We start from the raw sequence: 20,040 nt of genomic DNA, 5'->3' as shown, positions 1-20,040 counted from the left end.
GGCCCAGGCTGGGGTGGCCGGGGCGGGCCGGGATGGGAGCACCACCACCGGGGCGATGGCGGCGCAATCGCTGGCGCGCTCATTGGTGGTCTGGCGGTTGGCGCACTTGCCGGAGCCGCCATGAGAGGTGGCCCCGGTGGCTATGCTTATGGCTACAGTTATGGTCCTCCTCCGCCACCGCCGCCACCACCTGCCTATGTGGTGCCGGTAATGCCCATGGGGCCACCTCCGGGCTATTACTATGCCGTTCCCGGTGGTTATTACCCCGGCTGGTAAAATCCTGTCTGGCAGGATCGACACGCAAACCTTCGCATAAGAGGTGGCAAGGTACCGCTCAGGCTGCACTCCCCAGTGCCTGCGCCTGAGCGAGCACCGCATCCACATGGCCGCTGACTTTTACCTTGGGCCAGATATAAGCAATATCGCCCTTGGCATCGATCAGGAACGTTGCGCGCTCTATGCCCATATAGGTCCGTCCATACAGGGATTTTTCCACCCACACGCCGTAAGCCTCGGTAACGCGCCCGTCCTCGTCTGACGCCAGGGGAAAGGTCAGGCTGTACTTGGCCGCGAATGAGTCCAGCTTTTTAACCGGATCGCGCGAGACACCAATAACGCTCAGTCCGGCCTGTTCAAAGGCCTGCAACGCTTCATTAAACCCGCAGGCTTCCTTTGTGCAGCCGGGCGTATCCGCCTTGGGGTAAAAATAGAGCACAAACGGCTGCCCCTTGAGCGCCGCACTTTCCACCGTGCGTCCACCAGTTGCCGCCACGCTGAACGCCGGGGCTTTGTCCCCTACCTTGAGCGCCTGACTGCTTTGCATAACCGTAAACTCCTTCATAGCATGTGTTCGCGGGTCACCCGCTTTTCAGTCCTCTGGCCGTTCAGCGGGGGCCATAGAGGCAACGGGACCGACCAGCCTTTCAAAACAGCTCCGCACATCGCGCGCCAGCAGGTTGGTCCGTTCCATCAGTTCGGGCAGGGTCCGGGCCTTCATGTTCCTGAGCAGAATATTCAGGGCTGCGGGCACCATATCCGTTTCCAGCTCTTTTGGGGGTACGGGGCCACATAGCAAACGCAGCAGGGCCTGCAGACGCCGCCAGAAAAAATCCGCCTGCCTGAGCAGTTTTACATCTGCCGCACTCAGCACTCCGCACCGTTCAAGCCGCCCCAGCGCCAGCCGGGTGGACGGGCTACGGGCCATGGGATTGGCAGCGACAAGCTGGAAAATCTGCGCAATGAATTCCACTTCCATAAGCCCCCCTGCCCGACGCTTGATGTCCCATATGGAACTGGCAGGCAGGTCACGGGCCAGACGCTCACGCATGATGCGGGCATCCTCCAGCAAGGTGGCGCGTTTGGGAGGGATGGCGCGAATACTCCCGTCCAGCACCCGCTCCATATCCAGCGTCAACGCGCGCCGCAGGGCCTGTGGAGCCGCCACAATGCGCGCGCGCGTAAGAGCCATACATTCCCACGTCCAGGCGGCTTCCGTGTGGTAACGCAAGAACGCCGTGCGCGGGACGGCAACCGGCCCCGCAGCCCCCGATGGGCGCAGGCGCATATCCACCGCATAAAGCGGGCCTTCCGGCCCCGGTGCGGTCAGTGCGGCGATAAAGGCGTGGGCCAGACGGGTGTAATACTGCCCCACGGCAACGCTGCGGGGGCGGGAGAAGGCCTGCTCCTGCCCGGCATTACGGCCTTTGGCCGCGACCTGACTGGTCTGGATCTCCTCCGGGTGGTCAAACACCATCAGCAGGTCAAGGTCGGAGCCGGGCATCATCTCGCGCGAGCCAGCCTTGCCCATGGCAATAACCGCCATGCCCCCACCGGGCACACGGCCGTAGCGGCGCACATGGTCACGCTCCACAGCCTGTTTGATCACGGTCATGATCGTATCGGCTAGCAGGGTGCGTTCGCGCTCGGCGTCATCCTCGCCAATCCGCCCTTCCAGCAGTGCAACGGACAGGCGGAACTCCTCGCCCCGCAGCATGGGGCGCAGGGTGGTCAGCAATTCCTCCACATCAGCGACTTCCCCGGCCAGCGTTTTCAGGCGCGCCACCACGTTGCGCCCTTCCCCCGGTTCGGGGGCCAGCAGCCCCTCCAGCGCAGAGGGCTTGTCCGCCAGATGGTCGGCCAGAAAGGCCGAGGCATCAAAAATGCTGGCAATGCGGTCGATCAGATCGGGGTTGCGTTCAAAAAGCGAGAGCAGTTGCACCCCGGCGTGCTGGCGCGCCAGCAGGGCATCAAACCTGCGCAGGCAGGCCAGCGGGTTACCACGCTGGCCAAAATTGGCCAGCAGGGCGGGGAGCAGCGCACGCAGCAGAGCATGCGCCCGCTCCGAGCGCAGGGCACGCAGGCTGTTGCCACTCCACCGGCCCAGAACCTGTGCCGCCTCCACCAGCTGGGACTGGGGAAAACCATATTTTTCCAGTAGTTCGGCGACCTGCCCTTCTTCTGGGCCGGGCATGAGCACACTGCCTGCTTCCATGCCGTTCTGCGCGGGCTGGGTAATAAAATGCCGTTCGAAAATCCGCCTTGCCTCGCGCATGCGCGGGAGCATGTCCAGCGCCAGAGCCTCCCCATCGGAATAGTTCATGAAGACGGCAAAGGCATCAAACCCTTCCACCGTCTCGGGCAGGCTGTGGGTCTGGTGGTCGGCGCGCATTTGCAGGCGGTGTTCCGCATCACGCAAGAAGCGGTAGGTGCGGGCCAGTACTTCGGCCTCGGTCCGGGGCAGCCTGCCCGAACCCACCAGCTTTTTAAGCGCGCCAAAAGTTGTTTTATCCCGCAGTCCGGGCTCGCGCCCCCCCCAGACCAGTTGCATGGCCTGCGCAATAAATTCAATTTCGCGTATGCCACCCTGCCCCAGCTTGAGGTTATGGCCCAGAAGCCACGCCCGGCTGGCAGCGGGGTCCGCCAGAACAGAATCGGGTAGCTGCGCCAGATCCGTCCGCCCCGCCTTGCGGTAGCGGTCTATGCGGGCCTTCATGTCGTGGATGTCGTCAATCAGGGCGAAGTCGAGGTGCCTGCGCCAGATAAACGGCCTGATAGCCGCCAGAAAGCGCCGCCCCAGCGTAAGGTCTCCCGCCACCGCACGCGCCTTGATCATGGCGGCGCGCTCCCATGTCTGGCCCAGGCTCTCGTAATACAGCGTGGCTGCCTGTACGGTTACAGCAGGTGGCGTAGAGGATGGGTCTGGTCTGAGCCGCAAATCGGTACGAAAAACGTAGCCATTCGCATCCCGCGCTTCCATCAGACTAACAAGATCGTTAGTCATACGTACAAACACACGTCGCACCGCGTCTGACTGAGAATACGTTGTGGGGTCGTACAACACTATCAGGTCGATGTCGGATGAAAAATTCAGTTCACGCGCGCCCAGCTTGCCCATGGCCAGCACCACAAGCCCACAGCCCGAAGTGGGGTTTTCGGGGTCTGGCAGATCAAGCTGCCCGGCCTGACTGGCGTGCCACAGCATATGTTTGAGCGCGATTTCCAGCGCGGTTTCAGCCAGCCGGCTGAGCGTATGCGTGACTTCCTCCAGCGGCCAGGCTCCACCGAGGTCCGCAATGGCGCAAATAAAAGCTATACGCTTTTTGGCATGACGAAGGAACGCGGCGACATACTCTCGCCCCGATGTGGCGTCAAACTGTGCGCATGTTGCAAACGCATCGAGCACACAGCTATCCGGCCCCTTGTCCAGCAAAGCCGCAAAAGCCTGAATATCCTCCCGCGCCAGATCGGACAGATACGGGCTGTTTCCACCCAGGCACAGCATCAACTCACGCGCACCGGGCAGCGCCATGACCGATGCCGCAACACCGTTCTGGCTGGCCAGTTCCAGCATGTCCTCAACAAACACTGCGGCCCTGTGCCCGTCCGCCGGAGCAGGCCAGTCCGCATCCGGCCAGATCCTCGGGCCTTGCCTGCGGGTCTGTCTTACGTCACGGAAGAGAGAATGATCTGCCTGCGTCATGATATGGCCCGTACTGTGAACAATAAAGGCTTGCTGCGTTGACTTCCAACGGTCAAGACACCTCATCTCCCCCAGGAACAAAAATTCCACGGACGCTGGCTATTGGGGCGTGTGTTCTGTTGGCCCTCCCTTTTGTGGGGCTGGGTGCGTTGCTGGGCATCATGGCGTTTGGCCCGCTTGATATTACCCCGGTAGTGCGGCCTTTTCTGCCCATCACGATCATCAGGGCAGACCATGGCCAGCCGCCAGCGGTCAGCCTGCGGCTGGGCCATGCCGAACTCCGCTGGAACAGCCTGCGTGAAGGCATGGGTGTGCCCCTGACAGTTGTGCTTGAAGACCTGAGATTTATTGCGTCAGGCAATACCCACCAGAACACCGTGCGCGAGGCAGACGTATCGCTGGACCCGCTGGCGCTGCTGCACGGCAGCATCAGACTGCGCACCATCAACATCAAAGGGCTCCGCCTTGCCCTGCGCCGCGCCCATAATGGCAGTGTGGGATTTGACCTTGACCTGCCCTCCATGCCCTCCGCCCACCAGAACAACATGCTGGAAACCTACGGGCTGGAACACGCGCGCATGGAAGATGCCAGCATCAGCATGGATGACCAGTTGACCGGCACACACTGGCTGGCATCCGATATTGATGTGGACCTGCACCTGCACACAATAGGGCGGGCCACGGGGGTGAGCGGGTCTGTCCGGCTAGGCATAGCACCCCTGAACGACCCCGGCACCAGACTGGTCCTGACCGCACACGGCGCACCAGCGGACAATCGCAGGCAGATTGCATGGCACCTGAGCACCAGCACGCTCAACCCCGCCAGCTTTGCCCCCCTGCGCCCCGAACTGGCCAGAATAGACCTGCCCGTAAGCGTGACCGCGGATACGTATTTTACATCCACGGCAAAGTCGCCGTGGATGGTGCCCAATGCGCTGGAACTCACGGCCTCCATAGGCTCAGGGCATGTGGAGGCAGGCGGCACCCACTATGAGGTGGACCACGGTACGGCGGACATGTTCGTGCTGCTCAACCAGAGCAGCGCACAGTCCGTACCAGCCCAGATTACCCTGCCCTCCTTACATCTGCTGTTACGCAACCCCGGCGCGCCGGATGATGCCGCACGCGCCCTAAGCGTGAACCTGAGTGGCTTCCTGAACACATCGGACCTGATGCAGCCCAGAGGCATAGAGGCCCGGCTCAGTGCGACCATTCCTCATGTCTCGTTTGAAGACCTGACCTACTACTGGCCCAGCCTCGCTGCCAAGGGTGGCAAAAAATGGGTGACCGAGAACATAACCACCGGCACGGCCACCAACCTTGTGACCACAGCCGAACTGGGTAGCAGCCAGGGCTGGGGGAACTTAAAGCTGACCGGCATACAGGGTGGCATTGATGCAACGGGCCTGACCGTTCACTGGCTGCGCCCCATTACGCCCCTGCAGGGGCTGGACGCCCGGCTGGACATTATAAGCCCGGACAAGCTGAGCATTCACTTCGACCACGGCTATCAGCTTGTAAACCTGACAGACAAGAACGTCGACCAGACCGGCACTGGCCGGATTGAGGCCGGGCCGGGCTACATGGATATTGTGGGCCTGACCGAAAAAGATCAGACCGGCATTATAGAAACCGACCTGCACGGACCTTTGCAGAATGTGATTGCCCTGCTGGCCGAACCCCGGCTGCGCCTGCTCTCACGCCACCCGCTCAGCCTGACCCGCCCGCGTGGTACGGCCGCCCTGCATCTGGGCTTAAGCCTGCCACTGATCAGCCGCGTCACCATTAACGACATGACCATCCAGAGCCATGCCGATGTCACGCATGCCTCCATTGGCAATGTTGTTGCCGGGCGTGATGTCACCGATGCCCGTTTTGGGCTGGATGTGACCACAGACGGGCTTGCCCTTGCAGGACACGGGGTTATTGGTGGCCTGCCTTCCGATCTGACATACGACATGGACTTCCGCTCCCTTCCGCCAGATGCGGTGGCGGAAAAGGCCCATCTGACCTCGCGCATCACGCCCGACACGGCACTGGCAGCGGGCATTGCCACGGGGGACCACTTTGCTGGCAGTGCGGACCTTGCCGTGGATTACCAGCAACTGGCCAACCATATAGGCACTGTCGGCCTTGATCTGGACCTTGGTCACGCGGATATCCGCATTCCCGTATGGCACAAAACATCAGGGCAGGCCGCACATGCCTCCGCCACGCTGGATCTGGACAGGGGGCGGATTACCAATGTGGACCATCTTCAGGCATCTGGCCCGGATATGAGTGTGGTCGGCAAGGCGCAGCTGCTGCCCGGACACGCGCCTGAACTGATTATTTCGTCCTTCAGGATCGCGCGTTCCAGTGGTCACGCCAAGCTGGTGCTCCCCCAGAGCCAGTCCGGCAACATGGTTCATGTTGGCGTTTATGCAGACACGCTCGACCTTTCCCCACTCATGAGCGGGGATGAACACGAACCAGACACACCTGAGACCAGAAAACCGACCAACTACCATGTGCCAGAAGCCGCAACCGGCAAGCTGCATGGCCCCCGCGGCACGGCATGGGCCATTGACCTGACGGCCAACCAACTCTGGTACAGCAAGACCAAGCAGCCCCTGCGCACCGTGCAGGCCTATTTTGAAGACGATGGCCTGCGGCTGGAAAAAATGCGCTTTATCATGCGCGGGCCGGTGCCAGCTAGCATGACACTGGTCCCCACAGGAAAAAACCGTACCCTGCACGCCCATATTCCCGATATGGGAGCGTTTCTGGCGGCCTTTAACATTCTCCCCGACGTCAAAGGGGGGCAGGCCGTACTGGATGGCACGTTTGATGATGCCGAACCCGCTGCTCCCTTCAGCGGCACGCTGAGTGTTACGCCGTTTACGCTCAAAAAGGCGCCGACATCCCTTCAGGTCGCGCGCAATATTTCACTCTACGGCTGGCTCAATGCCCAGAACGCCAACGATTTTCTGGTCACGCACTTCAATATGCCCGTGACATTTGAAGATGGTTTGCTCGAAATCCATGATGGCACAACCGGCAACGGTGCTCTGGGGGCCACGCTGGAAGGCAGGGTCAACCTTGACCACAACAGCATAGACCTGCACGGCACCGTGGTTCCCATTTTTGTCCTGAACACCCTGCCGGGCAAACTGCCGGGCATTGGCAAGCTGTTCAGCCCGGAAAAAAATGGGGGGCTGCTGGCTGTCACCTTTGGGATCACGGGTAATCTGGAAAACCCGACCCTGCACATCAACCCCTATTCCATTTTCCTGCCCGGCGCACTGCGCGAGATGTTCTAACACCCGGTATTCCCCCGCACAGCGCATTCCGTACGGGGGAATACTCTGGTGGCATGGCCCTGCTAGTGTGCATGCCTTTGGGATGGCAGGTCCGATGCCGCATCACGCGAGGCAGACGTATCCACCCCTCCCCCTGTATCGGGCAGGTCTGCGTCACTTTCCTGCAAAAAAACGGGGTCCTGCACGGTCCGGTTGATGGAAAGGCTTAACGCGCCAGAATGCACCAGATCACGCAGCGCGGTATCCTCATCCTCCATGCCGGTATCTACCCCATTGCCACTGATTTCACCGACCGCATGCAGCACCTGCCCGCTATGGGGGTGGACTTTCTCATGCAGCCAGTGGCGGGTGTGGGAGACAACGCTGGACGCATCGGCCGCCATGCAGGGCTGCATATGGGTCAGGGTAATGGTTTCGGTCGTGACAACCGCCTGCGGCACAGGCCCGGCCGAGCCGGGCCGGGCGGTATCTTCCGCTGCAAATACGGTGCCGGAGGGCACCACAACCAGCGTTTGCGGCTGCTGGGCCGCCTGCGCCGTTATGCAGACCGTGGTTGGTCCATCCACCGCCTGAGCCCGCGCTGCGGCATGCGCCCACCCAAAGGCTGCGCATAGAGCAAACAGTAATGCGGCGTGGCCATAGGTTGCGTTGTGCATTCCATCCCTTTCCTGCCTTTATCACCAATGGCCACGCATGGTGTGCACTATGGGTGTGCTGGTGCCTCCTGCTGCAAACCGGGGGGTATAACAAACAGGCTGTCGGGCTGCGCAACACGCTGCACACTGAGTGCGCGCACAGTTATCTGCCCACCCTGCGCGACCTGAAGCAGCAACCCGTCTGCCGTGTAGCAGGCATCCGTCGGGTGGCCATCCGTATCTTTCGTGCGCCATATTGTGCACTGCTCACCTGCCACAACGGAACTCCCCAATCGTGCATAGGAGCCGACCATTGCGGGTTGACCGGGAGGGGTAAGCTGCTGCGTACCCGGCACGGGCATGATGCTGTCTTTTTTGCGCCCAAGGTCCACAACACTCAGGGTTCTGTCACGCCATGAGGTGATCATGAACATGGAGGATCTATCCGGGTCCAGCCGCTGGCGCAGGGTTGCGACCTGCCAGCGCATACGCTGGCGGGTGCTGACATCCCCCTGAGGGGAAGCAAGCTCGTACTCCACATCCACATCCACGGAGGGGGTAATGGCAGGCGCTTCCGCTGGTGGCTCACCCGCCGTAGGGGCCTGTGCGGGCGAGGCATCCTGCGCTGTGCCAGCCTGCTGCGCATAGGCCTGCATGCCGGGCATACCCGCCAGAGCCAGCCCAAAAGCCGCAACGGCAAGTGTCCCGCGCGACACCATGATGCACCATGTGGCCATTACCGGGTTTCTCCATCAGGGTTAGGCCCGGTTCCGGGCAGGCTGGTTGCAGGGCCAACGCCGGTTACGGGGGGCTCGGTCTGGGCGGCATCGGAATAGGGGGAATGGGGTGTGACTTCCTGAAAGCCCTGTGGTGGTTCAAAGGCGCTGACCGGCACAATATCGTAAGACACCTTCATGGCGCGCAGGCTGCCATTCAGTCCATCAACGTCCACACCATCCTGCTGGAGTATGAACCCGTCATCCGTAACGCAGGTTGATGCCTTGCCCTGAGCAGAAACCGCCTGCCACGTAGTACAGGGCTGGCCTGCCACCACATCGCTCCCGGTTCTGGTAAACTGCATGGACATGTCGAGCAGGAACGGGTTGCGTATACCCTCCTGCTGCACAAGCCGGGTATAGATGCGACGGTCGTTGATAATGACCAGCACTTCCTGCGCGGCACGGTTGATGATCACCGCGCCACGGCTTGCATCCCCTTCCATGCTGGTCATGTAGTTGATCCGCATCAGCCCGCCATCGCCCGAATACAGCACCTGCACATGGCGGCTTGCTACGGGTGTATCCGCTTTGGCTCCGGCCTTGAGGTCCTGCTCGGTCGGGCGGGGCTGAAACACATAGTCGATCACCGCATCGCGCCCCGGTGTCAGGCGCGGGTGGTCTGTGGCCTGCTGGGCATGCAGGGGAGGGGTAACAATGGCAGACATGGCCAAAACACCAACGGCGCACAGGCCGGGCACACGCAGGCTGCGTTTGCAGGCCGGTAAAAATCTGTCTGTCACCAAGTCCATCTCCATTTTTTGCGGCCAGCACTCTCTGGAGTGTGCGGTTGCCGCAACCAGCTTGTAAGGTCGTGGCAGCGTTACATACTGCGTATTTCGGCTTCCAGCATATCGGGGGCCAGCGTATCGGACCAGCAGGGCTGCATGCATACGGCACGCTCAAGCTGCTCCTTGTAGTCTGCCGCGGGGATTTCCACCCCACCAAAACGGGCCAGATGCTCCGTGCCGAACTGTGTATCAAGCAGAATAAAACCGTTCAGGCGCATACGGGCAACCAGATGGACAAGAGCAACCTTGGAGGCATCCGTGACCCGGCTGAACATGCTCTCGCCAAAAAACACGCCTCCCAGTGCAACCCCATACAGCCCGCCCACCAGTTCCCCTTCCATGCGGCATTCCACACTATGGCCAAAGCCCATGGTATGGAGCGCACAGAACAACTGGTAAATGCGGCTGTTGATCCATGTGCTTTCCCGCCCCGTGGCTGGGGCCGCGCACCCGCGCATGACGGCGGGAAAATCCCGGTCCACGCTGACCTCAAACCGGCCGGACAGAACCGTACGGCGCAAACGCCGGGGAACATGAAAACCCTCCAGCGGCAAAATGCCGCGCGGGTCCGGGTCATACCAGCTTAAGGTCGGGTCATCCTCCCCCTCCGCCATGGGGAACAGCCCAACCGCATAGGCCCCCAGCATCAGTTCAGGGGTCAGACCATCAGACATGCCGGACAGGCTCCCATGTTGTTCCACCACTGCCCCCATCCGGGCAACCGGCTTTTCCCGCACTCGTTATCAGGCTCAGGGTGGCTTGCGGTATAATGCACCCGCTGCCCTATGCTAGCGTACCCACCAGAATAAACACATCCCTGCCCGGCTCACCATGCTGCACCACGGAGATTTTTGTGACCTCTCTCCTTCCCCGCCTGATCCGCTCCATCCGCCTGCTGGACGCAGTGGAAGAGCGCATCCACTCCGAGTTTGATGCCCCACCCGCACCCGAGCATGCGCTAAGCACCGCCGAGTTGCTGGAGCTGGCCCACGCCTACCAGCCCCTTGCCGTGCTGGTTACACATACAGCCCCGCTTAAAGGGGCGGATGTCGCAGCCCTGCCAGAGAGTGTTAAACTGGTGGCAACAGTCAGTGTCGGGCTGGACCATCTGGATGTTCCCGCCTTGCTGGCGCGCAATATTGCCGTCTCCAACACCCCCGATGTATTGACCGACTGCAACGCCGATCTGGCGATCATGCTCATTCTGGCCGCCAGCCGCAGGGCTGCGGAGTATTACACGCTCATGAAGGCCGGATGGGGCCATGCACTGGGCATGGGGGAAATGCTGGGCCACCGCGTTACGGGCAAGCGGCTGGGCATTGTGGGCATGGGCCGCATTGGGCAGGCCGTTGCCAAGCGCGCCCGCGGGTTTGACATGTCCATTCTCTACCACAACAGGCGGCGGCTGGACACGGCGGAGGAAGCAGGGGCAACCTACTTTGAGACGCTTGAAGACATGCTGCCCCATTGCGATATTCTAAGCCTGCACATGCCCGGCTCCACAACCGCTCCCCCACTGATAAACGCCCGCACACTTGGGCTGCTGCCGCGCGGGAGCGTGCTGGTCAATGCTGCCCGTGGCTCCCTGATTGATGAAGATGCGCTGATTGCCGCCCTGCGGTCCGGCCAGCTTTTTGCCGCCGGGCTGGATGTGTTCCAGAATGAACCCAACCCGAACCCGGCCCTGCTGGCCCTGCCCAACCTGTTCATGACGCCCCATGTCGGCAGTGCTACGGTAGAAACCCGGACCGCCATGGGCATGCTTGCCCTTGATAATGTCCGCGCCATGGTGGAAGGCAAACCCCTGCCTTCCGGTGTAAGCGCGTAAAACGGCAGGGATAAGGAGAAACAGCCCCATGACCATGCGACTCTTCTGCGTTCTTGCTATGGGTATTTGTACCGCGCTCTGGTACCCGGCTTTTCATTATCAGGGCACGTTACTGGTTCTGGGGATCAGCTTTCTGGGCATGGCCGTAATCGCGACCTTTATAGAAGACTCCGAACAGCGGGCACCGGCTAAAAAATAGCCCGATAAAAAAGCAGGGCCACGTGTTGCGGCCCTGCTTTTGGTGCTGCCTGTACTCTGCGCTCGGGGTTAGAGCTTTTCGCGCCCTTCAAGGCTATCACGCAGGGCAAGGGCGGTATCCCGCACCACGGGGCCGTGCTCACGCTCCAGCCTGCGGATGGTAAAGTGCGCGCGGGCAAGAGCCCGGTAATGGTTGAAAAACGCTGTATTCAGCGATGCGCCACACAGCGCCCCGGCCACAGGCATAAGCTGGACAGAAATTTTTTGCCCAAGTGCCAGACCGTAATGCGAGGCGACCTCGGCAATCAGCATCACAACCGGGCGGCCACGCAGCACTGCGCGGGCGGAAAAATACCCCAGTTCGCTCTCTTCCCCGTTCCGCCGGTTGGGAAAGGCTTTAAGCGCGAACACCTCCAGACAGGCACGCCGGGCATCCGGGTCGCTCATGTCTTCGCCTTCTTCGCGGGCAATACGGGCAATTTCGCGCATGATTGTCAGGGTCGTAAACCCGATATCGGGCGCCAGACCAGCCAGCCCGGCAAAACCACCCACCGCCCCTGATACAGCCACAGCCGCCTGAAGGCCGGATGTGCGCCAGCGCGAGTCTTCCATAGCGGTGTCGGCCGGGCCTTTCATGCCCAGTACGGCCACGTCAAACGCACGGGTAATAGCGGTTTCGGCCAGCCCGCGCAGTTTCTGTTCCATGTTGGGCGCCATACCCAGACCACGCATGCCCAGACGCGCCGCATGGCCAACAGCACCGCCCATAAGGTCCGCCAGACGCACCAGAACGCCACGCCCGGATTCAACCGCGATCAGGGCTGTTTCCAACTCGCCCAGGTCGCGGCCGCTCAGGGCTAGCGGAGTCAGGGCGTTGCCTGCTGTTTCCTTCATGCTCATACGTGCCTTTCCTGTCTGCTACCTGCCTCATTTACAGCAAATGCGACAACCGGCGCTGCCAGAGCGCCCTATGCTCTCTCTTGTGGCCGACCATAACAGGCTGATCGTATGAAAAACAGATGACCTGTTAGCGCGCCCGCCCTGCGCTCATGCAAACAACGTTGTAAGCGTGGCCTTAAGCCCTTACACAAGCATGAAGAATCTGGCTTAACGCCGCGCCGCTTTTAAGGAGCATTCCTCATGGCTGGTCTTTTCCGTCTTTTTCATTCCCGTGCCAACGCCTCCAGACCCACCCGTATTCCGGGCCGTCTGGGTTGCGCGGCCGCTGTGCTGGCCCTGACCGCCTGCGCCACACCGGAACAGAAAACATACGACATGGCTCTGGCAGATGCCCGCACGGATTCAAGCCTGTGCCAGTCCATCCGTTACTACCCGCTTCTGGCGCAGGCATGGCAGAAAGCGCACATAAGCGGAGATGAAGACATGCAGAACGCCTCTGCCCCGCCAGCAGGCGAGCCACCGCATATCAAGGTCACGGCTTCCACCCCCGTCCCGGATGTGAGCTTTCCGCCCTATTCCCAGCGGGCCTGCCGCATGACCGTTCAGGCCGGCAACCATGCGCCCGAAACCGGTTTCATGACCGTGGCCTACTTCATGCACAATGGCAAAGTGGATACCTCGCTGGTCAAATGGACCTCCGATACCGAAGTCTCGAAGTATTATGACGAACTCAAGGCCAAGATCAGCAGCGGTGTGGACATGAACAACCCCACGCTCAAGGCCTGCATGACGCACTACCCTGCCCTGCGGGTCAACAGCACCGACCCCGCCATGCAGCAGGCGGCGGTCAGCCTGCGTGCCCTGCTTGTCCGCCACTGCCTTGCAGACCATGCCGCCCTTAAAAACCTGTATGCGGACATGTATTTCATTCACCGCTAGGCTTTACGGCCTACGCCACACCCACCATGCCGGAACAGCCCCTTGCACTGAGGTCCAAAAACCTCATCCTGCACGGAACACGCCACTTGTTTACAGGATGACAGACTCCATGAAGTACCAGTCCATCGCCCCCAACTTTGCCGTAGCTGGCCAGATTACCTCCAGCGATATTCCCGCAATCAAGGATGCCGGGTTCAAAACCATTATCTGCAACCGCCCCGATGGCGAGGAAGCAGGCCAGCCTTCAGCGGAAACCATTGGTGAGGCCGTGCGCGCGGCGGGGCTGACCTTTATTGCCATTCCCATGCCCGCAGGCGTGCCCCCGACCTCTGACGTGGTGATTGAAACGCAGGAAGTGCTGAACACGCTGCCGGGGCCGTATTTTGCCTACTGTCGCTCGGGCAACCGCGCCGCGCAGGCATGGATGCAGGCCACACAGGGCTGACCCCTGCTGCCACTGCGCGCAAAATAGCAAAGGCCGCCCGGTTGGGCGGCCTTTGTCACAATAATTTGATAGCGGTGGAAACAGGCCCGTTTCAACCCGGTTCCTGCCACCCTCCCATCTGGCACAGAACCTGCCAGTGCTCCGCCGAAACCGGGCAGACAGACAGGCGGGACTGACGAACCAGCGCCAGTTCCTCCAGCCCCGGCTCAGCCTTGATCCGCGCAAGCGTGACCGGCTCTGGCATAGGGCCTACCGCCTGCACATCCACACACACCCAGACCCCGCTTTCTGCCGTGGGGTCCGGGTAGGCGGCACGCACCACTTCCACCACCCCCACAATCGCGCGCTGCACGTTGGAATGGTAGAAAAAAGCCCTGTCCCCCACCTGCATGGCGGCAAGGTTCTTTTTGGCCTGATGGTTCCGAACTCCGGTCCATGGCTCTACATGATTTGCAACCTGCTCGTCCCAGCTGAACGCGTCAGGCTCGCTCTTTACCAGCCAGAATGCCATGTTATTCCACCAGTTGCCCATCGCGGAAAACGGTGCGCAGCGGGCGCACGATCACGCTCTCAAACAGGTCCACCTTGGCATAGGGGTCGGCCGCAGCAAAGCCTTCGGCGCTGGCGCGGTCCTCGACTTCAAGCAGGATCAGGCTACCGCAGGGTTTGCCATCGGAATCAAGCTGTGGACCACCAAACTGGATGGCTGCCTTGTTAAGCTCCAGAAAAGCCAGATGCTGGGCGCGGGTGGCCATGCGCAGGTCCAGCGAGCCGGGGCGATCCGTACAGATAATGGCAAACAACATGCCTCATTTTCCTTCTGTTGTGTCTTACGGGCATGGTCGCCCATGAAGAACTGCATCGTGTCAGAACGCTTATAATGATATAAAGAAGACGGCAGCAGTCCCACTTTGAGGCATATTGCCCCCCACGGGCAAGGGTATCCCCCTCGCCCATAAACCAGACAGACGGAGCGGACCAACTTTTGAGCGCCTCACCGACCCTTGTCGCGCGTACTGGCAGTTTTTTCCACCGTTACGCCAACCCCGGCCGGTTTCTCAAGCTGGGCGCACGCCTTCAGCCATGGCTGACCTGGCCGGCCATTGCCTTTACCCTTGCGGGCCTTGGCTGGGGGTTATTCTACTCCCCCGCCGACTGGCAGCAGGGGGATTCCGTGCGCATCATGTATGTGCATGTACCCGCAGCCATGCTGGCATCGGGCGGGTATGCCGGGCTTGCCGTCTGCGGCGTACTCTCGCTCGTGTGGCGTCACCCGCTGGCGGATCTGGCGGCAGTGGAAATTGGCCCCGTTGGCGCCTGCATTACCGCCCTGTGTCTGGCCACTGGCTCCATCTGGGGCAAACCCATGTGGGGCACATGGTGGGTGTGGGATGCGCGCCTGACCTCCGTGCTGGTCCTGTTTTTTCTCTACCTCGGGCATATCGCCCTGATCCGCGCGTTTGATGACCCGCAGCGCGGCTACCGTGCCGCCGCCATTCTGGCGCTGGCCGGGGCTGTGGATCTGCCGATCATCAAGTTCAGCGTGCAATGGTGGAACACCCTGCACCAGCCCGACAGCATTACCCTGACCGGCGCGCCGACCATGTCATCCTCCATGCTGTGGCCGCTTGCTCTTTCCACCATCGGGTTCTCGCTGGGTTTTGCGGCCATTGTGGTGGCGCGCACCCGTGCCGCCGTTATGGAAAGCCGCATTCGCGCCCTGCTGTCCTCCCCCCGCCGGGGTGGAGGAGCAGCATGACCCACCTCCCCTACATTGTAGCCAGCTACGGGCTGGCCACCATTATGGCGCTTGTTCTCTCCCTTGGTGCGGCACTCCGGCTCAAACGCGACCGGGCCAGACTGGCAGCACTGGAGCAGACCCATAACCGCAACGCAGGAACACCCCTTACTCCATGACCCGCAAGACCCGTCGCCTCTGGCTTGTCCTTGCCTGTGTTGCCTGCCTTGGCACCGCGGCCGCCCTGATCCTGCGGGCTTTTTCTTCCGACATTGTCTTCTTTGTCACCCCCTCGCAGGTCGAAGCCTCACCCCCGCCAGCGGATCGTACGGTCAAGCTGGGTGGCATGGTTGTTGCAGGCTCGGTCAAGCGTGAAAAGCACGGTGAAACCCCCGTTGCCACCTTTGCCGTAACCGACGGCCAAGCCGCCGTGACCGTGCAGTATGAAGGGATTTTGCCCGATCTGTTCCGCGAGGGGCAAAGTGTGGTTGCCATAGGCACGGTCAAGCCGCCACACGGATTTGTGGCAAGCGAGGTTCTTGCCAAGCATGATGAGACCTACATGCCCAAGGAAGTTGCCGAAGCCCTTAAAAAATCCGGCAAGTGGGACCCCCGCTTTGGCCCACCGCCCAGTGCGGCAAGCTGGAACACCATGACCGTGCAGGATGCAGGCAAGAGCCTTTCCGCCCCCGCCGCAGCAAACTGAACAGCCTGATTTAAAGAAGACGGGAGCCTCCCCCCAGATATGTTAAGCCCCGAACTTGGACATTACGCCCTTGCGCTGGCCTGTGTGCTGGCTGCTGTGCAGGGTATTATTCCCCTTATTGGTGCATCCCGGCGCGATGCGCGGCTTATGGCGCTGGCTCCCGGCCTTGCCATCGGGCAAATGATCGCCCTTGGCATCTCCTTCCTCAGTCTGATTTACGCAGCGGTTACGGACGATTTTTCGGTTCAGAACATTGCGGAAAACAGCGCGGTTTCCAAACCCCTGCTCTACAAAATAACCGGCGTGTGGGGGAACCACGAAGGCTCCATTCTGCTCTGGGCGCTTATTCTGGGCCTGTGCGGGGCAGCGGTGGCAGCCTTCGGGCGGAACCTGCCCTCCGCCCTACGCGCGCGCGTTATTGCCGTGCTGGGCCTTGTGGCCACGGGGTTTGAACTGTTCTGCCTGACCACATCGGACCCGTTTGCCCGCATCTGGCCCGCCCCCATGGATGGTCAGGGCATGAATCCCCTCTTGCAGGACCCCGGCCTGGCTTTTCACCCTCCCATTCTGTACACGGGTTACGTGGGCTTTGCCGTACCCTTTGCCTTTGCCATTGCCGCGCTGATTGAAGGCCGGGTGGATGCAGCATGGGGCCGCTGGGTACGCCCGTGGGCTGTGGCCGCATGGTGCTTTTTAACCTGCGGCATCGCCATGGGGTCATGGTGGTCCTATTACGTGCTGGGCTGGGGCGGCTACTGGTTCTGGGACCCGGTGGAAAACGCCTCGCTCATTCCGTGGCTGACGGGCACCGCACTGATCCATTCCGCCATTGTGGTGGAAAAGCGCGAAGCCCTTAAAATCTGGACCGTACTGCTGGCCATTGCCACCTTCTCGTTCTCGCTGTCGGGCACGTTTCTGGTGCGTTCGGGCATTCTCAACTCCGTGCATGCCTTTGCAAACGACCCGGCACGCGGGGTGTTCATTCTGGGCCTGCTGGGTGTTGTTATTGGTGGCTCGCTTGCCCTGTTCGCCTACCGCGCCCCAACCCTGACCGCAGGCGGGCTGTTTGCCCCCATCTCGCGCGAGGGGGCGCTGGTGCTCAACAACATTCTGCTGTGCTCCCTGTGCGCGGTGGTCCTGACAGGCACCATGTATCCCCCCTTCATGTCCCTGCTGTTTGACCGCACCATTTCGGTTGGCAAACCGTTCTTTGATGCAACGACCATTCCGCTGGCGCTGCCCCTGTTCATTTTCATGGGCTTTGGCCCCATGCTGCCGTGGAAGCGCGCACAGCTCTGGCCCGTGCTGCAAAAGCTGTGGCTTGCCGCCATTGTGGCGGCACTGGCCTGCGCGGTTGCCGTGTTTGAACTGTCCGGCGTGCTGGCCATTCTGTGCGCTGCTGCCGCATTGTGGGTTATTGCAGCAAGTGTGACCGATCTGGCAGAGCGCACAAGGCTGTTCCGTATGCCTGTTGCCGCATCCCTCCAACGGGCACGCATGCTGCCCCGCGCCATTATTGGCACAGCCATTGCCCATGCGGGTGTAGGCATTACCGTGCTGGGCCTTGCCGCCATGTCTCAGGCACAGCACAAGATTGTGGAAGTGCCCATAGGCACCACCGAACAACTGGCCGGATATGACTGGACACTCAAGGCCGTGGAACAGGAACCCGGCCCCAACTACACGGCCATGGTCGCCACGCTGGAAGTCCGTCGCAATGGCAGGCTGGTTACAGTCATGCACCCATCCAAGCGCAGCTTTAACAGCCAGAACCAGACCACAACGGATGTTGCCATTCATACCAACATGCTGGCGGACCTGTACGGCGTTCTGGGCGACAGGCACGGCCCGGACGCCAGCCCGACCTATGTGCTGCGCCTGCACTACAACCCGCTGGCACCGTGGATGTGGCTGGGTGCGCTGATCATGGCGTTTGGGGGAGCGCTCTCCCTTTCTGACCGGCGCATGCGCGTCGGCGCGCCACAGCGGGCCAAATCCACCCCTGCAAGCACGAGCGTAGCATGACCACACCTTCTGATAACCTGACCCGCCGCCGCCTGCTTATGGCCCTGCCGCTGGCCGGGGCCGGTGTTGCCGGTGTTGCCTTCTGGAAAATGCTGGATGGCATGGAGCACGGCTCCTTCAACCCGCATGACATCAACGCTCCCGTGCTGGACCGGCCAGTGCCAGACTTTACGCTGGCTCCGCTCCCCCCGGCAGAAGGGTTTACAACGCAGGATCTGCAACAGCTTACCAAGCCGGTTCTGGTCAATTTTTTTGCATCGTGGTGCATTCCCTGCCTTGCGGAAATGCCAACCCTTATGACCCTCAAAGACAGGCTGACCATGTGGGGCATTGCCTACAAGGACAAGCCCGACAACGCCGCCAGCTTTTTGCACCATTCCGGCAACCCTTTTACCCGTCTGGGTGATGACCATACCGGCCGGGCCGGGATCGAATGGGGTATTTCCGGCGTGCCGGAGACTTTTCTGGTAGGGCCCGGAGGAATTATCCGCTGGCACACGGCAGCCCCTCTTACGGATGAGATCATTAACAGGGTTCTGCTGCCGCTGGTTCAAAGGCTGCAAACACCATGACCATACGCCGCAAACTGGCAGCCCTTGCGGCTGCCCTGCTCCTTATGGCAACCCCGGTGCTGGTGCTGGCGGTGGATGACCCGTCCGAAATGCTGCCCAACCCGCAGCAGGAGGCCCGCGCGCAGGCTATTGGCGCGCAACTGCGCTGCCTGGTGTGCCAGAACGAATCAATAGAAGACAGCAGCGCCGGTCTGGCGCGTGACCTGCGCCGCGTTGTGCGCGAGCACGTTGCCAAGGGCGAGAACAACCAGCAGGTCATGGACTGGATGGTTAGCCGTTATGGCAACTTCATCCGCCTGAAACCTGCCTTTTCGCCGGGAACGCTCCTGCTCTGGGCCATGCCGGTGCTGGCTCTGCTTATGGGAATTGGTACGGCTTTTCTGTTCTACCGCCGCAGGGCCGCAGCGCCACCGCCGGCGCCCCTGACTGAAGATGAAAAGGCCCGTCTGGCCAGACTGACAAAGGACTGAGAGCATGATCTGGCTTTCCATCGGGCTGCTCAGCCTGCTTGCCCTTGCCCCGGCTATTGTAACACTCTGGAAGCGCACCCGTGTTATTCGGGATGAACGCAGCACCGCACTGGCCCTGCATGAAGCCCAGTTGGGGGAACTGGACCGCGACCTTGCCATTGGCCTGATCGCCCCAACCGAACACGACGTGGCCATACTGGAAATCCAGCGCCGTATTCTCTCAGCCGATGCAGCGCCTTCCACGGCACGGGCAGACAGTTCGGCCATGCTGGGCTGGTTTGGCCTTGCGGCGGTGCCTGCTCTGGCCATTGCCTTATACCTGACCAACGGCACGCCTTACCTGCCAGCCCAGCCCCTTGGCCCAAGGCTGGTGGCCCAGCATATGCAGAACCGCAAGGCCGATGCCCTTATCGCCCAGCTTCAGCAGGCCATGGCCAGCCTGCCCGCGGATGACCCCAACAGGCGGCAGGGCTATCTGCTGCTAGGCCAGTTGCAGGCATCGGGCGACCATTACGCGCAGGCGGCGGAAGCATGGAACCATGCTCTGGCACTGGGTTTTGACCCCGAACTGGCTGCCCGCACGGCAGAAGCCATGACACGGGCGGAGCACCACGTGACGGCGCAGGCACTGGAGCTGTTCCGCAAGGCGCTGGACGCTGCACCGCAGGATGCACCGTGGCGTCCCGCAGTGCAGGGCCGCATTGCACAGGGCGAGCATGATCAGGAAAACCCCTGA

Annotated in this window: 21 protein-coding genes and 1 pseudogene; 13 read left to right on the top strand and 9 right to left on the bottom strand. The window is 61.4% G+C overall.

Annotation, left to right across the window (positions count from 1 at the left end; translation table 11 throughout):
* Positions 1-276: pseudogene (locus AB2L51_RS04555) on the top strand (hypothetical protein); the annotation flags it as partial.
* Between the two features lie 58 nt (positions 277-334).
* Here the strand turns inward: AB2L51_RS04555 and bcp are convergent.
* Positions 335-823, bottom strand: coding sequence for a thioredoxin-dependent thiol peroxidase (gene bcp / locus AB2L51_RS04550; RefSeq protein ID WP_395581229.1), 489 nt, complete (start codon positions 821-823; stop codon positions 335-337).
* A gap of 45 nt (positions 824-868) precedes the next feature.
* A complete protein-coding gene (locus AB2L51_RS04545) occupies positions 869-3,979 on the bottom strand; it encodes a bifunctional [glutamine synthetase] adenylyltransferase/[glutamine synthetase]-adenylyl-L-tyrosine phosphorylase (protein ID WP_395581228.1) in 3,111 nt (1,036 codons plus the stop codon).
* A gap of 119 nt (positions 3,980-4,098) precedes the next feature.
* Between AB2L51_RS04545 and AB2L51_RS04540 the strand changes: the two genes are divergently transcribed.
* A complete protein-coding gene (locus tag AB2L51_RS04540; RefSeq protein ID WP_395581227.1) occupies positions 4,099-7,281 on the top strand; it encodes an AsmA-like C-terminal region-containing protein in 3,183 nt (1,060 codons plus the stop codon).
* 62 nt (positions 7,282-7,343) lie between these two features.
* Here the strand turns inward: AB2L51_RS04540 and AB2L51_RS04535 are convergent, their stop codons facing one another.
* The 4 genes from AB2L51_RS04535 to aat form a co-directional block, all read right to left on the bottom strand.
* Positions 7,344-7,937 (bottom strand): hypothetical protein, encoded by a 594-nt coding sequence (locus AB2L51_RS04535; RefSeq protein ID WP_395581226.1) that lies wholly within the window; start codon positions 7,935-7,937, stop codon positions 7,344-7,346.
* A gap of 47 nt (positions 7,938-7,984) precedes the next feature.
* A complete protein-coding gene (locus tag AB2L51_RS04530) occupies positions 7,985-8,635 on the bottom strand; it encodes a hypothetical protein (RefSeq protein WP_395581246.1) in 651 nt (216 codons plus the stop codon).
* A gap of 17 nt (positions 8,636-8,652) precedes the next feature.
* The gene (locus AB2L51_RS04525; RefSeq protein WP_395581225.1) at positions 8,653-9,444 is read right to left on the bottom strand and encodes a DUF4412 domain-containing protein; all 792 of its coding nucleotides are present in this window, start codon (positions 9,442-9,444) and stop codon (positions 8,653-8,655) included.
* Between the two features lie 71 nt (positions 9,445-9,515).
* Entirely contained in the window at positions 9,516-10,157 is a 642-nt protein-coding gene (gene aat / locus AB2L51_RS04520) for a leucyl/phenylalanyl-tRNA--protein transferase (RefSeq protein WP_395581224.1), read from the bottom strand.
* A 179-nt stretch (positions 10,158-10,336) separates the two neighbouring features.
* On the opposite strand from aat, the gene AB2L51_RS04515 reads away from it, so the two are divergent.
* Complete coding sequence (locus tag AB2L51_RS04515) at positions 10,337-11,311, top strand: 2-hydroxyacid dehydrogenase (protein WP_395581223.1); 975 nt, start codon at positions 10,337-10,339, stop codon at positions 11,309-11,311.
* Between the two features lie 28 nt (positions 11,312-11,339).
* Positions 11,340-11,510, top strand: coding sequence for a hypothetical protein (locus AB2L51_RS04510; protein WP_395581222.1), 171 nt, complete (start codon positions 11,340-11,342; stop codon positions 11,508-11,510).
* A gap of 68 nt (positions 11,511-11,578) precedes the next feature.
* Here AB2L51_RS04510 and AB2L51_RS04505 read toward each other — a convergent pair whose 3' ends face one another.
* Positions 11,579-12,403 (bottom strand): EcsC family protein, encoded by an 825-nt coding sequence (locus tag AB2L51_RS04505; RefSeq protein ID WP_166111247.1) that lies wholly within the window; start codon positions 12,401-12,403, stop codon positions 11,579-11,581.
* Between the two features lie 246 nt (positions 12,404-12,649).
* Between AB2L51_RS04505 and AB2L51_RS04500 the strand changes: the two genes are divergently transcribed.
* Entirely contained in the window at positions 12,650-13,348 is a 699-nt protein-coding gene (locus tag AB2L51_RS04500) for a hypothetical protein (protein WP_395581221.1), read from the top strand.
* A 109-nt stretch (positions 13,349-13,457) separates the two neighbouring features.
* Entirely contained in the window at positions 13,458-13,793 is a 336-nt protein-coding gene (locus tag AB2L51_RS04495; RefSeq protein WP_395581220.1) for a protein tyrosine phosphatase family protein, read from the top strand.
* A gap of 91 nt (positions 13,794-13,884) precedes the next feature.
* Here the strand turns inward: AB2L51_RS04495 and AB2L51_RS04490 are convergent, their stop codons facing one another.
* Both AB2L51_RS04490 and AB2L51_RS04485 read right to left on the bottom strand, forming a co-directional pair.
* On the bottom strand, positions 13,885-14,304 hold the full coding sequence (locus AB2L51_RS04490; RefSeq protein WP_395581219.1) for an EVE domain-containing protein: 420 nt from the start codon (positions 14,302-14,304) through the stop codon (positions 13,885-13,887).
* A gap of 1 nt (position 14,305) precedes the next feature.
* Positions 14,306-14,599, bottom strand: a complete 294-nt coding sequence (locus AB2L51_RS04485) for a YciI family protein (RefSeq protein WP_395581218.1) — start codon at positions 14,597-14,599, stop codon at positions 14,306-14,308.
* Between the two features lie 179 nt (positions 14,600-14,778).
* Between AB2L51_RS04485 and AB2L51_RS04480 the strand changes: the two genes are divergently transcribed.
* Genes AB2L51_RS04480 through ccmI form a run of 7 tightly spaced genes read left to right on the top strand, consistent with a single transcriptional unit; the run spans position 14,779 to position 20,040 of the window.
* Positions 14,779-15,552 (top strand): heme ABC transporter permease, encoded by a 774-nt coding sequence (locus AB2L51_RS04480; protein ID WP_395581217.1) that lies wholly within the window; start codon positions 14,779-14,781, stop codon positions 15,550-15,552.
* The gene (locus AB2L51_RS04475; RefSeq protein ID WP_395581216.1) at positions 15,549-15,710 is read left to right on the top strand and encodes a hypothetical protein; all 162 of its coding nucleotides are present in this window, start codon (positions 15,549-15,551) and stop codon (positions 15,708-15,710) included. Before AB2L51_RS04480 ends, AB2L51_RS04475 begins: the two co-directional genes overlap by 4 nt.
* Positions 15,707-16,237 (top strand): cytochrome c maturation protein CcmE, encoded by a 531-nt coding sequence (gene ccmE / locus AB2L51_RS04470; protein WP_395581215.1) that lies wholly within the window; start codon positions 15,707-15,709, stop codon positions 16,235-16,237. The genes AB2L51_RS04475 and ccmE overlap by 4 nt, the downstream gene beginning before the upstream one ends.
* Positions 16,238-16,276: 39 nt before the next feature.
* Complete coding sequence (locus AB2L51_RS04465) at positions 16,277-18,262, top strand: heme lyase CcmF/NrfE family subunit (protein WP_395581214.1); 1,986 nt, start codon at positions 16,277-16,279, stop codon at positions 18,260-18,262.
* Positions 18,259-18,834, top strand: a complete 576-nt coding sequence (locus AB2L51_RS04460; protein WP_395581213.1) for a DsbE family thiol:disulfide interchange protein — start codon at positions 18,259-18,261, stop codon at positions 18,832-18,834. The genes AB2L51_RS04465 and AB2L51_RS04460 overlap by 4 nt, the downstream gene beginning before the upstream one ends.
* Positions 18,831-19,304 carry a cytochrome c-type biogenesis protein gene (locus AB2L51_RS04455; RefSeq protein ID WP_395581212.1) on the top strand — a complete coding sequence of 158 codons (474 nt, stop codon included), beginning with the start codon at positions 18,831-18,833 and terminating at the stop codon, positions 19,302-19,304. The genes AB2L51_RS04460 and AB2L51_RS04455 overlap by 4 nt, the downstream gene beginning before the upstream one ends.
* A gap of 4 nt (positions 19,305-19,308) precedes the next feature.
* Positions 19,309-20,040 carry a c-type cytochrome biogenesis protein CcmI gene (ccmI, locus tag AB2L51_RS04450; RefSeq protein ID WP_395581211.1) on the top strand — a complete coding sequence of 244 codons (732 nt, stop codon included), beginning with the start codon at positions 19,309-19,311 and terminating at the stop codon, positions 20,038-20,040.

Origin of the sequence: Acetobacter fabarum, from assembly GCF_040702925.2 — a bacterium.
GTDB classification, from domain to species: Bacteria; Pseudomonadota; Alphaproteobacteria; order Acetobacterales; family Acetobacteraceae; genus Acetobacter; species Acetobacter fabarum_B.
This window is presented reverse-complemented; position numbering and strand designations above follow the sequence as displayed.